Consider the following 12,211-nt stretch of genomic DNA (forward strand, 5'->3'; position numbering starts at 1 on the left):
CACACCCACGCACCCGCCACACCCACGTGCCCGACCCGGGCCCGTGCCCGGCCCCTGCCCCCGCACACGCCGTGCTCTGCACACACCCCGCCCGCCCCTGGTCCGCACGCGCCCGTGGCCCGGCACGAACACGTGCCGGGCCACGGGCCGGGTACCGAAGGGCCGGGTGAGGGTGAGGTGCCGGTCGGGCGGCGGTGTCGGCGTCCGCCCCCGTGCGCGGCGTGTACGGGTGCTCGGCTCCGCGTGAGGTACGCGGGAGCCCCCCTCGGCCGGACGTGCCGGGTGATCAGGAGTCGGACTGGGCCTCCGGACCCGGCACCCCTTGCGCCGACATCCGTGACGACAGCGCGGTGTTGAAGCGCGTCAGCAGGGAGCAGAACGCCTCGCGCTCCTCCGGCTTCCAGTCCTGGGTCAGCTCGGCCATCAACTGCCGCCGGGACGAGCGCACTTCCTCCAGCCGGGACTGCCCGCGCGGGGACAGCTGGAGCACCACCGCACGCCCGTCCTCGGGGTGGGAGGTGCGCTTGACCAGGCCGGTGTCGACGAGCGGGGCCACCTGCCGGGTGACCGTCGACGAGTCGATCCCCATGCTCGCCGCGAGCGCCTTGACGCCCATCGGCCCTTCCTTGTCGAGCCGGTTGAGCAGCAGGTACGCGGCACGGTCCATCGAGTTGCGCACCTGCCCCACCCCGCCGAGCCGGGTCTGTTCCGCACGACGGGCGAACAACGCCACCTCGTGCTGCAGCGTGTCGAGGAGACCGGTGTCACCGACGGTCGTCATGTCCATCGACATTTCAGGTGTTGTGGGCATGGCCGGGGGCTCACTTCGTGGAGGGCTGGCAGATTGGGGGACAGGGTACGCGGCCGGAAGGCGGGTCGTACCGGCGCTGCGCAAAGCGGGTCTCGGAGGTTGGTCACAACGGCCGTTCCCGCCCGTGAACTGCGATGCTGGAGTCATGAGCTACAGCACGGCTGACTCCTTTCGGCCCGTCACCCTCGACGACGTGCGCGGCGCCCAGAAGATGCTCGCGGGTGTGGCGCGGGTGACCGCGATGGAGACCAGCAGGCACCTGTCCCGCACGGTGGGCTCACCGGTCCACCTCAAGTGCGAGAACCTCCAGCGGACGGGCTCGTTCAAGCTGCGCGGCGCGTACGTGCGGATCGCCGGTCTGCTGCCCGAGGAGCGCGCCGCCGGTGTCGTCGCCGCGAGCGCCGGCAACCACGCGCAGGGCGTCGCCCTCGCCTCGTCCCTGCTCGGCGTGCGCTCCACGGTGTTCATGCCGAAGGGCGCCCCGCTGCCCAAGGTCAGCGCCACCGGCGAGTACGGCGCCGAGGTGCGGCTGCACGGCCAGGTGGTCGACGAGACGCTGGCCGCGGCGCAGGAGTACGCGCACGAGACGGGCGCGGTGTTCATCCACCCCTTCGACCACCCCGACATCATCGCCGGCCAGGGCACGGTGGGCCTGGAGATCCTGGAGCAGTGCCCCGAGGCGCGCACGATCCTGGTCGGCATCGGCGGCGGCGGTCTCGCCGCCGGGATCGCGGTGGCGGTGAAGGCCCTGCGGCCGGACGTGCGGATCGTCGGCGTCCAGGCGGCCGGCGCCGCGGCCTATCCGCCCTCGCTGGCGGCGGGGCGGCCGGTCACGGTGAAGAACCCGGCGACGATGGCCGACGGCATCAAGGTCGGACGGCCGGGTGACGTGCCGTTCGGGATCATCGGCGAACTGGTCGACGAGGTGCGCACGGTCAGCGAGGACGAGCTGTCCGCCGCGCTGCTGCTGTGCCTGGAGCGGGCCAAGCTGGTCGTGGAGCCGGCCGGGGCGAGCCCGGTCGCCGCGCTGCTGAGCGAGCCCGGCGCCTTCGAGGGCCCGGTCGTCGCGGTGCTGTCCGGCGGCAACGTCGACCCGGTGCTGATGCAGCGCGTGCTGCGGCACGGCATGGCCGCGCAGGGCCGCTACCTGGCCGTCCGGCTGCGGCTGACGGACCGGCCCGGTGCTCTCGCCACACTTCTGGGCGTGTTGTCGGTGGTCGACGCTAACGTCCTCGACGTGAGCCACGTGCGAACCGACCCGCGGCTCGGGCTCACGGAGGCGGAGGTAGAGCTCCACCTGGAGACGAAGGGCCCGGTGCACTGCGTCGAGGTGGGTCAGGCGCTGCGCGAGGCGGGCTACACGGTCATCGACTGACCGGGGAGCCCCGGCTCCCCGGCGGCCCGGTCGAGATCGTCTCCGTGTCTCGTGCCGCAGGCGGGAAACTCGTTGAGAGACGCGATACATCGCGTTATGGTGTGTCCGTGAGAAGCCTCACCGGGCATCTGTCCGGCCATCCCCGAAGACGTGGAGATTCTTTATGCCAGGCGCCATCTACGCCGAGGGTCTGGTCAAGACCTTCGGTGACGTCAGGGCCTTGGACGGCGTCGACCTCGACGTGCCCGAGGGCACGGTCCTCGGCCTGCTCGGGCCGAACGGCGCGGGCAAGACGACCACCGTCCGCTGCCTGACCACCCTGCTGCGGCCCGACAGCGGACGGGCCGTCGTCGCGGGCATCGACGTGCTGAAGCAGCCCGACGCGGTCCGCCGCTCCATCGGCCTGTCCGGCCAGTTCGCGGCGGTCGACGAATACCTGACCGGCCGGGAGAACCTCCAGATGGTCGGCCGGCTCTACCAGATGAAGGCCAGGGCGGCGAAGGAGCGCGCGGCCGAGCTGCTGGAGCAGTTCCACCTCACGGACGCCGCCGACCGCCCCACCAAGACCTACTCGGGCGGCATGCGCCGCCGTCTCGACCTCGCCGCGGCCCTCGTCGTCTCGCCGCCCGTGATGTTCATGGACGAGCCGACGACCGGCCTCGACCCGCGCAACCGCCAGCAGCTGTGGGAGGTCATCAAGCAGCTCGTCTCCGGCGGCACGACGCTGCTGCTGACCACGCAGTACCTGGAGGAGGCCGACCACCTGGCGCACGACATCGCGGTGGTCGACCACGGCAGGGTCATCGCCCAGGGCACCTCCGACCAGCTCAAGGCCCGCACCGGCGGCGAGCGCGTCGAGGTCGTCGTCCACGAGCGCGACCACATCCCGACCGCCGCCGAGATCCTCACCGGCTTCGCCAAGGGGGAGGTCAAGGCCGAGGACCACATGCGCAAGCTCACCGCACCCGTGACCGGCGGCGCCAAGCTCCTGGCCGAGGTCATCCGCGAGCTGGACACCCGCGGCATCGAGATCGACGACATCGGCCTGCGCCGGCCGACCCTCGACGACGTCTTCCTGTCCCTGACGGGACACGTCGCCGAGGCCAAGGACGACGAGAGCGACAGCGACAAGGAGGCCGCCCAGTGAGCGCCATCAGCGATTCCGCGGTCATCGCCCGCAGGAACTTGATCCGCATGGGCCGGATCCCCGAGATGATCATCTTCGGGCTGTTCCAGCCGATCATGTTCGTGGTGCTGTTCACTTACGTGTTCGGCGGCTCGATCCAGGTCGGCTCGTCCAACTCGACGCAGGCCTATCGCGAGTTCCTGATGGCCGGCATCTTCGCCCAGACCGTCACGTTCGCCACCGCGGGCGCGGGTGCGGGCATCGCCGACGACATGCACAAGGGCCTCATCGACCGGTTCCGCTCGCTGCCGATGGCGCGTGGCGCGGTGCTGACCGGCCGGACCATCGCCGACCTGGTGCAGACGGCGCTCACCCTCGTGGTCCTGGCCATCGTGGCGGTGATCGTCGGCTGGCGTACGCACGAGAACTTCGGCAAGGTGCTCGCCGGATTCGGCCTGCTCCTGCTCTTCGGGTACGCGTTCTCCTGGATCGGCGCGCTCATCGGCCTGTCCGTGCGCACACCCGAAGCGGCGACCTCGGGCGGCCTGATCTGGCTCTTTCCGCTGACCTTCATCTCGAACGCGTTCGTGGACGCGAACCTGATGCCGTCCTTCCTGCGGCACATCGCGGAGTGGAACCCGTTCAGCGCGGTCGTGCAGGCGTGCCGCGAGCTGTTCGGCAACCTCCCGCCGGGGTTCGAGACACCCGACGCCTGGCCGATGCAGCACCCCGTGTGGGCCTCGCTGATCTGGTCGGTCCTGATCATCGCGGTCTTCCGGACGCTCGCGGTGCGCAAGTACCGCCGGGCGACCGGCTGACGGCACCGGCGTCCCGAGCGGGCGTGCTCGGCGACGGCATGACGAAGCCCCCGGCGCCGCAGCGGTACCGGGGGCATGTCCAGGTGGTCCGGATGGGGGCGGCTCAGCCCTCGTACGGCTCGGCCTTGAGGATCTTCACCGAGGCCTTCTTGCCGTTCGGCAGCTCGTACTGCGCGTCCTCGCCGACCTTGTGGCCGATCACGCCGGTGCCCAGCGGGGACTGCGGCGAGTACGTCTCGATGTCGGAGCTCGCGTACTCGCGCGAGGCGAGCAGGAACGTCAGCGTGTCGTCCTCGTCACCGTCGAACGCGATCGTGACGACCATGCCCGGCGCCACGGCGCCGTCGGCCGCGGGCGCCTCACCGACCTTGGCGTTCTCGAGGAGCTGGGTGAGCTGGCGCACACGCAGTTCCTGCTTGCCCTGCTCCTCCTTGGCCGCGTGGTACCCGCCGTTCTCACGCAGGTCGCCCTCCTCGCGCGCGGCGGCGATCTTCGCGGAGATCTCCGCCCGCGCGGGACCAGTAAGGTACTCAAGCTCAGCCTTGAGCTTGTTGTACGCCTCCTGGGTCAGCCAGGTGACGTTCTCGCTGGTCTGGGTCACAGGTGCTCCTCGTAGGTACTGGGAATACAAAGCATCGCCCTACCCAGAAGAATGTTCCTTCACGGATGGGCGAAACCACGAGCCTAACAATTCAGGCGCCCGAGGGGGAGGACATAAGCCACCAGATTCACGTCGACGCAGCTCAGGCGCTACGCAATACAGGTGACGCGCGGTGGCCCTCAGTCGGCGTGGCAGCCCAGCAGCTCGGCCGTCGTCCCCGGAGAGGTCGTACGGAGCGTGACGACCTGGTCGACGCGCGTGTCGTCCCCGTCGAAGCGGAAGTCCGCCCGGCCCACCTCGGCCCCGTCCTCGGCCTGCGAGCGCACGGTGCAGTAGCCGTCGGCACCGGCATCCTTGCGGACCTCCAGATGCACCCGCACGGACTCCTTGCCCGGCTCGAAGCTGATCACCTCGGCGCTGATCTTGCTCTGCGCGACGTAGTGGTAGCCGAACCAGCCGACCAGTCCCAGCAGCGCCACCGCGAGGACGGCACCGACGACCTTGAGCCTGCGGTCGGCGCGCTCGTCCGAGGAGCGGCCGTAGCGGCCCTCGGGCGGTCGCGTGCTCACCGTCGTCATGATCGTCCTCCAGACAGGGCCGGGACGAACGTCCCGAAAGGGGCCCCGGGACCCGGTCCCGGAATTATTCGCCCCCCGATTCGGTCACTATAGAAGCCGCCGATTGCGCCGACGCACACAGGGCGCCGACTTACTGAGGATTGAGTCTTGACTGACCAGTTGCGACTGATGGCCGTTCACGCCCACCCCGACGACGAGTCGAGCAAGGGCGCGGCGACCATGGCGAAGTACGTGTCCGAGGGGGTGGACGTGCTGGTCGTGACCTGCACGGGCGGGGAGCGCGGCTCCATCCTCAATCCCAAGCTGCAGGGCGACGCGTACATCGAGGAGCACATCCACGAGGTACGCAAGAAGGAGATGGACGAGGCCCGGGAGATCCTCGGCATCAAGCAGGAGTGGCTCGGCTTCGTCGACTCGGGACTGCCCGAGGGCGACCCGCTGCCGCCGCTGCCGGAGGGCTGCTTCGCCCTGGAGGACGTCGATCACGCGGCCGGTGAGCTGGTGCGCAAGATCCGCAGCTTCCGCCCGCAGGTGATCACCACCTACGACGAGAACGGCGGCTACCCGCACCCCGACCACATCATGACCCACAAGATCTCGATGGTGGCGTTCGAGGGGGCGGCGGACACCGAGAAGTACCCGGAGGCCGAGTACGGCCCCGCCTACCAGCCCCGGAAGCTCTACTACAACCAGGGCTTCAACCGCCCGCGCACCGAGGCCCTGCACCAGGCGATGCTCGACCGCGGCCTGGAGTCGCCCTACGGGGACTGGCTCAAGCGCTGGGAGGAGTTCGGGATGAAGCAGCGCACGCTGACCACGCACATCCCGTGCGCCGACTTCTTCGAGATCCGCGACAAGGCGCTGATCGCGCACGCCACGCAGATCGACCCCGACGGCGGCTGGTTCAAGGTCCCGATGGAGATCCAGAAGGAGGTCTGGCCGACGGAGGAGTACGAGCTGGCGAAGTCCCTCGTCGATACCTCCCTCCCCGAGGACGACCTCTTTGCGGGCATCCGCGACAATGCCTGACATGAGCGCAAGCGCAAGCCTGGCAATGACGCACCTCGTCTCCTTCGCCAAGGAGGTCGACGAGGACAAGGTCACCCCCGGCGTCCTCGGCTTCATCGTCTTCGCGGTGATGGCGGCGGCGGTGTGGGCCCTGATGAAGTCGATGAACAAGCACATGAACAGGGTCGACTTCACCCAGGTCCCGGACCCGAGGGCCGAGCAGCCGGAAACGGCCGAGCGAACCGGGACCGAGGACGCCGAGGCCTCCTCCGCCCCCTCCGGTCAGGCGAAGAAGCAGGACTGACGCCTCCGCCCCGAGGGGCGGCACCCACCCGTCGGTGGTCGTCACACCGCCGACGGGTGTCCTCGCGTCCCCGGACCCGGGCCTACGCCCTGGTCTCCACCGCCACCCCCATCACCTCCCGCGCGTGCCGGCCGGGTGTCATCCCCAGTCCCCAGGCCTGCCAGCCCGCCTCCAGGCTCACGCCCCGCTCCAGCAGCAGCGCCCACGCGCCGGCGTAGTCGTCGAGTTTCTCGTCGCGCAGGGGGTGGGCGGCGCGGGACAGCTCGGCCAGTTCCTCCTGGGCCACCGCCGTGCCGATCTCCACGCCGCCGGGGGCCGCGTAGGGCAGGAGGGTGCAGCGCAGGAAGCGGGCCCAGTCCTCGCCCCGGCGGTCACCGTAGGACGTGAACAGACCGACGGCCTCGTCGCACAGGGCCAGCGCCTGCTGGGTGCGGCCGTTGCCCGCGTCCACAACCGCCAGCTCCAGACAGGTCCACGCCTCGCCGTGGGCGACACCGATGCGCTGGAAGTCGGCGCGGGCGTCGACCAGGAGCTGGCGGGCGAAGCCGGAGTTGCGCAGGGAGCCCGTCCGGGCCGCGCGCTGGTCGCGGGTGACGCGGGCCGAGTGGTGGCGGGCGCAGGCCAGACCGTAGACGTCCCGTATGCGGGAGAACATCGTGCGGGCCCGTTCCAGTTCGCGCACCGCCTGGTCCAGGTCGCCCGTCTCCTCCAGGGCCTGCCCCAGGTAGTAGAGGGTCCAGGCCTCGCCGCGCGCGTCCTCGTTGTCACGGTGCCGGGCGGCCGCGCCGCGCAGCTCCTCCACGGCCGGGGAGGCGTCCCCGGCCACCAGCAGGGCCCGGGCCAGCTGGGTCAGCGCCCAGGCCTCGCCGCGGGCGTCGCGGGTGCGGCCGTACAGGTCGAGGGCCGCGCGCAGCTCGGACTCGGCGCGCGGCACGTCGCCCATGCGCAGCGCGAGCTGGCCGAGCTGGAAGTGCGCCCAGGCCTGGCCGTGCACGGACTCGCCCGCGCGGTGCAGGACCAGGGACTCGGTCAGCAGCTCCAGCGCCTCACCCAGCCGGGCCCGGTCCCGCTCCACCGCCGCGAGGGCGTGCATCGTCCACGCCCGGTCCGTCGCCAGCTCGGGGGTGGACTGCATCTGCAGGGCCTCGCGGAGCTTCGCCGAGGCCTCCGTCAGGTTGCCCTGGTGGTGCAGGGTGATGCCGAGGGAGCACAGGGCGCGGGCGGCCCCGGCGTCGTGATGGGCCTCCCGGTAGAGGTCGACGACCGAGGCGAGGGTCGTGCGGGCCTTGTCCAGCTCGCCCAGCTGCCGGGCCGCGATGCCGGTGCGCCACTGCACCGAGCGGACCAGCAGGCTCTCGTCCACGGCCTGGGCGAGTTCGCTGATCTCGCCCAGGCGGTAGAGGTCGCCGCGCAGCAGGCAGTAGTCGCACAGGGCGCCCAGCAGGTTCAGCACCGCCGCCTGGTTCACGCCCTCGGCGTGCCGCAGGGCCGCGGTGATGAAGCTCGACTCGTCGTCCAGCCAGCGCAGCGCCTCGTCGAGGGAGGTGAAGCCGTAGGGGCTGAAGCGGTTGGTGCGGGTCGACATGTTGCCGTCGACCATGCGCAGCACCGAGTCGGCCAGCTCGGCGTAGTTCACGATCAGCCGCTCCTGCGCCGCCGTGCGCTCGGCCGGGTCCTCCTCGTCGAGGAGGCGGGCCTGGGCGAAGGAGCGGACCAGGTCGTGCAGGCGGTAGCGGTCGCCGCGGACGTGGTCGATGAGGCCGGCGCGGGTCAGGGTCTGCAGATGGCGCTTGGCCTCCGCCTCGTCCGTGGCCAGCAGCGCGGCGGCCGCTGCGGCGCCGAGCGAGGCCCGGCCGGCCAGGGCCAGCCGGCGCAGCAGCCGCCGTACGGTGCCGGGCTGGTCGGTGTAGCGCAGCCACAGGGCGCGCTCCACCGGCTGGACGGGGCCGTAGGCGCTCAGGTCCGTGGCCAGGGCACGCGGGGAGCGCGTTCCGAGGCAGGAGCCGGCGATGCGCAGCGCGAGCGGCAGACCGCCGCACAGCTCGCGGACCCGGTCGGCGGACTCGGCGTCGTACGGCCCGGTGCGGTCCTGCGCCGTGGCGCCCAGCAGTTCCTCCGCCCCGGCCGCGTCCAGCGGCTCCACCGCCAGCTGGTGCACCCGCGCGGGCAGACCGCCGAGCTCCAGCGGGCCCCGGGCGGTCACCAGGACCAGGCTGTCGGACCGCTCCGGTATCAGCGCGCGGATCTGCTCGGCGTCCGAGGCGTCGTCCAGGACGACCGTGACCGGCAGGCCGGTCAGATGCTGGTGGTACAGCTCGCTCAGCCGCTTGACCTGCTGGTCGGGAGAGGAGCGCTCGCGGAACAGCAGTTGCTCGCGGGGCGCGCCGAGCCGGTTGAGCAGGTGCAGCAGGGCGTCGCGGGCGGACAGCGGGGACTCGCCCGGGCTGTCGGCGCGCAGGTCGACGACGCAGGCGCCGCGGAAGTGGTCCCGCAGATCGTGCGCGGCGTGCACCGCGAGGGCCGTACGACCGCTGCCGGGGGCGCCGTGCAGGACGACCACGGTGGGCTGGGTCTCCGTGCTCGCGCGGGCGGCCCGGACCCACTGCCGGATCCGCGCCAGCTCGCCGCGTCGCCCCGCGAACGGCCGGGCCGGTTCCGGGAGCTGCGCGAAGGACTGCTCCAGCACGCTGCGGCCGCGCGCCGCCGCGCTCTTGTCGGCCCCCCGCAGCCGCGGCCCGGTCTTCTTCGGGCCCGCGGAGGCGGCCAGAACGCGCTGCTGGTCCAGGAACGGGCGGATGCCCCGCACCTCCAGTGCCGTCAGCCACTGCAGCCGCAGCTGTTCTGGGCCGCCCGGCTGGCTCGCGGCCCCGGCGCGACGGTGTGCGGCCGGCAGGTGTGAGCCGACCACCTTCACGACCGTCGCGGCGGCGCCCGCCACCCCCACCGTCACACCCGCGCCCAGGGCCGTGCCGGTGCCGGTGCCCAGGGCCAGGTCGGCGACGACGGCCGCGACCGCGGCGACCCCCGCCACCAGCAGCGGCGTCCCGGCGCCCTCGCGGGCGTAGCGCTGCCCGAAGGTCAGCTGCCCGGCCGCCGCCTCGTCCAGGGCGCGCGTGTAGGCCTCGTACTCCTCGGCCGCGCTCTGCGCCATCGCGTCCAGCGCCCCGCGCGCCCGCGCGAGCAGCGCCTTCCCGTCGCTGCGCCCGCCCGAGCGGCGCACCTCCTCCTCCACGGCGCGCACCAACAGCCGTTCGGCCTCCGCCCGATGACCGTCCCGCATGTCACGTCCCCCTCCGGCGGCGACGGCGGTCCCGGGCCGTGCCCGGCCGTTCCCCGACCGCCGTCTCGGTCGTTTCCTTGGTCAAGTGTGCTGTGGACGGCGCACCGGGGCGAGGGGGCGTGCCCGGCCCGATCGTGTGAAGAGACGAGGCCGGCGTGGGGTGCGCCCGGCGGCCGTGACGGCGGGCGCGGCGCCCGTGGGACGCCTGACGCGTGCGAGGAGGGGTACTGCGGCAGGATGGGAACCATGCCGAACCGACTGGCGCACGAGACGTCCCCCTACCTCCTTCAGCACGCCGACAACCCCGTCGACTGGTGGCCCTGGTCGGCCGGGGCCTTCGAGGAGGCCCGCAAGCGGAACGTGCCCGTGCTGCTCAGCATCGGCTACAGCAGCTGTCACTGGTGCCACGTGATGGCACACGAGTCCTTCGAGGACCAGGAGACCGCCGAGTACCTCAACGCGCACTACGTCAGCGTGAAGGTCGACCGCGAGGAACGGCCGGACGTCGACGCCGTGTACATGGAGGCGGTGCAGGCGGCGACCGGGCACGGCGGCTGGCCCATGACCGTGTTCCTCACACCGGACGCCGAGCCGTTCTACTTCGGCACGTACTTCCCGCCGGCCCCCCGTCAGGGCATGCCCTCCTTCCGTCAGGTGCTCCAGGGGGTGCGGCAGGCCTGGGAGGAGCGGCGGGACGAGGTCACCGAGGTCGCCGGGAAGATCGTCCGCGACCTGGCGGGCCGGGAGATCTCCTACGGCGACGCGCGGACCCCCGGCGAGCAGGAGATCGCGCAGGCCCTGCTCGCCCTCACCCGCGAGTACGACCCGCAGCGCGGCGGGTTCGGCGGGGCACCGAAGTTCCCGCCGTCGATGGTGCTGGAGTTCCTGCTGCGCCACCACGCCCGCACCGGCGCCGAGGGCGCCCTGCAGATGGCGGCCGACACCTGCGAGCGCATGGCCCGCGGCGGCATCTACGACCAGCTCGGCGGCGGCTTCGCCCGCTACTCCGTCGACCGCGACTGGGTCGTGCCGCACTTCGAGAAGATGCTGTACGACAACGCCCTGCTGTGCCGGGTCTACGCCCACCTGTGGCGCGCCACCGGCTCGGAACTCGCCCGCCGGGTGGCTCTGGAGACCGCCGACTTCATGGTGCGTGAACTGCGCACCGCCGAGGGCGGGTTCGCCTCCGCGCTGGACGCCGACAGCGACGACGGCACCGGGAAGCACGTCGAGGGCGCCTACTACGTGTGGACGCCCGCGCAACTGCGGGAGGTGCTCGGGGAGCAGGACGCCGAACTGGCCGCGCAGTACTTCGGCGTCACCGCGGAGGGCACCTTCGAGCACGGCCAGTCCGTCCTCCAACTGCCCGTCCAGGACGGTCTGTTCGACGCGGCGAAGATCACCGCGGTCCGGGAGCGCCTGCTTACGGCCCGGTCGCAGCGGCCCGCGCCCGGCCGGGACGACAAGGTCGTCGCCGCCTGGAACGGCCTGGCGATCGCTGCGCTGGCCGAGACGGGTGCCTACTTCGACCGGCCCGACCTCGTGGAGGCGGCCCGGGCCGCCGCCGATCTCCTCGTCCGGCTGCACCTGGACGAGCAGGCCCGTCTGACCCGCACCAGCAAGGACGGCCACGCGGGCGCCAACGCCGGTGTCCTGGAGGACTACGCCGACGTGGCCGAGGGCTTCCTCGCGCTCGCGTCGGTCACCGGCGAGGGCGTCTGGCTGGAGTTCGCCGGATTGCTGCTCGACCACGTCCTGGCCCGCTTCACCGATGCCGAGTCGGGCGCGATGTTCGACACCGCGGCCGACGCCGAGCGGCTGATCCGCCGCCCGCAGGACCCGACCGACAACGCCGCCCCGTCCGGCTGGACCGCGGCGGCCGGCGCCCTGCTGGGCTACGCCGCGCACACCGGCTCCGAGCCGCACCGCACCGCCGCCGAAAAGGCCCTGGGTGTCGTCAAGGCGCTCGGGCCGCGTGTGCCCCGCTTCATCGGCTGGGGGCTGGCCGTCGCGGAGGCCGTGCTGGACGGCCCGCGTGAGGTCGCGATCGTCGGGCCCTCGCTCGACCACGAGGGCACCCGGACCCTGCACCGCACGGCCCTGCTGGGCACCGCGCCGGGTGCCGTCGTCGCCGTCGGCGCCCCGGACAGCGACGAGTTCCCGCTGCTCGGCGGCCGTCCGCTGGTCGGCGGTGAACCGGCGGCCTACGTCTGCCGTAACTTCACATGTGACGCGCCGACCACGGATGTCGAGCGGTTGCGTGCGGTGCTGAGGGACTGAAGTCGGGAATCAACGGAAACAAGCTCTTTA

At 72.1% G+C, this 12,211-nt stretch carries 10 protein-coding genes; 6 read left to right on the forward strand and 4 right to left on the reverse strand.

Features of this window, described 5'->3' with window-relative positions; genetic code table 11:
- Positions 1-286: 286 nt before the first annotated feature.
- Entirely contained in the window at positions 287-793 is a 507-nt protein-coding gene (locus ABTZ58_RS17935) for a MarR family winged helix-turn-helix transcriptional regulator (protein ID WP_311679924.1), read from the reverse strand.
- A 163-nt stretch (positions 794-956) separates the two neighbouring features.
- Here ABTZ58_RS17935 and ilvA point away from each other — a divergent pair, with 163 nt between their 5' ends.
- The 3 genes from ilvA (at position 957) to ABTZ58_RS17950 (ending at position 4,130) form a co-directional block, all read left to right on the forward strand.
- Positions 957-2,186, forward strand: a complete 1,230-nt coding sequence (gene ilvA / locus ABTZ58_RS17940; RefSeq protein ID WP_351357010.1) for a threonine ammonia-lyase — start codon at positions 957-959, stop codon at positions 2,184-2,186.
- Positions 2,187-2,349: 163 nt separating this feature from the next.
- Entirely contained in the window at positions 2,350-3,333 is a 984-nt protein-coding gene (locus tag ABTZ58_RS17945; RefSeq protein WP_351357013.1) for an ATP-binding cassette domain-containing protein, read from the forward strand.
- Positions 3,330-4,130 (forward strand): ABC transporter permease, encoded by an 801-nt coding sequence (locus tag ABTZ58_RS17950; protein ID WP_351357016.1) that lies wholly within the window; start codon positions 3,330-3,332, stop codon positions 4,128-4,130. Before ABTZ58_RS17945 ends, ABTZ58_RS17950 begins: the two co-directional genes overlap by 4 nt.
- A gap of 103 nt (positions 4,131-4,233) precedes the next feature.
- On the opposite strand, the gene greA is transcribed toward ABTZ58_RS17950, so the two are convergent.
- The gene (gene greA / locus ABTZ58_RS17955; RefSeq protein ID WP_309095650.1) at positions 4,234-4,731 is read right to left on the reverse strand and encodes a transcription elongation factor GreA; all 498 of its coding nucleotides are present in this window, start codon (positions 4,729-4,731) and stop codon (positions 4,234-4,236) included.
- Positions 4,732-4,910: 179 nt separating this feature from the next.
- Positions 4,911-5,309, reverse strand: a complete 399-nt coding sequence (locus ABTZ58_RS17960) for a DUF4307 domain-containing protein (RefSeq protein WP_351357020.1) — start codon at positions 5,307-5,309, stop codon at positions 4,911-4,913.
- 147 nt (positions 5,310-5,456) lie between these two features.
- Here ABTZ58_RS17960 and mca point away from each other — a divergent pair, with 147 nt between their 5' ends.
- On the forward strand, positions 5,457-6,338 hold the full coding sequence (gene mca, locus ABTZ58_RS17965; protein WP_351357023.1) for a mycothiol conjugate amidase Mca: 882 nt from the start codon (positions 5,457-5,459) through the stop codon (positions 6,336-6,338).
- Positions 6,331-6,621, forward strand: a complete 291-nt coding sequence (locus tag ABTZ58_RS17970; protein WP_351357026.1) for a hypothetical protein — start codon at positions 6,331-6,333, stop codon at positions 6,619-6,621. The genes mca and ABTZ58_RS17970 overlap by 8 nt, the downstream gene beginning before the upstream one ends.
- Positions 6,622-6,703: 82 nt before the next feature.
- Here the strand turns inward: ABTZ58_RS17970 and ABTZ58_RS17975 are convergent, their stop codons facing one another.
- Positions 6,704-9,901, reverse strand: coding sequence for a tetratricopeptide repeat protein (locus ABTZ58_RS17975; protein ID WP_351357029.1), 3,198 nt, complete (start codon positions 9,899-9,901; stop codon positions 6,704-6,706).
- 246 nt (positions 9,902-10,147) lie between these two features.
- Between ABTZ58_RS17975 and ABTZ58_RS17980 the strand changes: the two genes are divergently transcribed.
- Entirely contained in the window at positions 10,148-12,181 is a 2,034-nt protein-coding gene (locus ABTZ58_RS17980) for a thioredoxin domain-containing protein (protein WP_351357032.1), read from the forward strand.
- Positions 12,182-12,211 lie beyond the last annotated feature (30 nt).

Source organism: Streptomyces sp. NPDC094143 (assembly GCF_040303825.1).
In the GTDB taxonomy this organism is placed as follows: Bacteria; Actinomycetota; Actinomycetes; order Streptomycetales; family Streptomycetaceae; genus Streptomyces.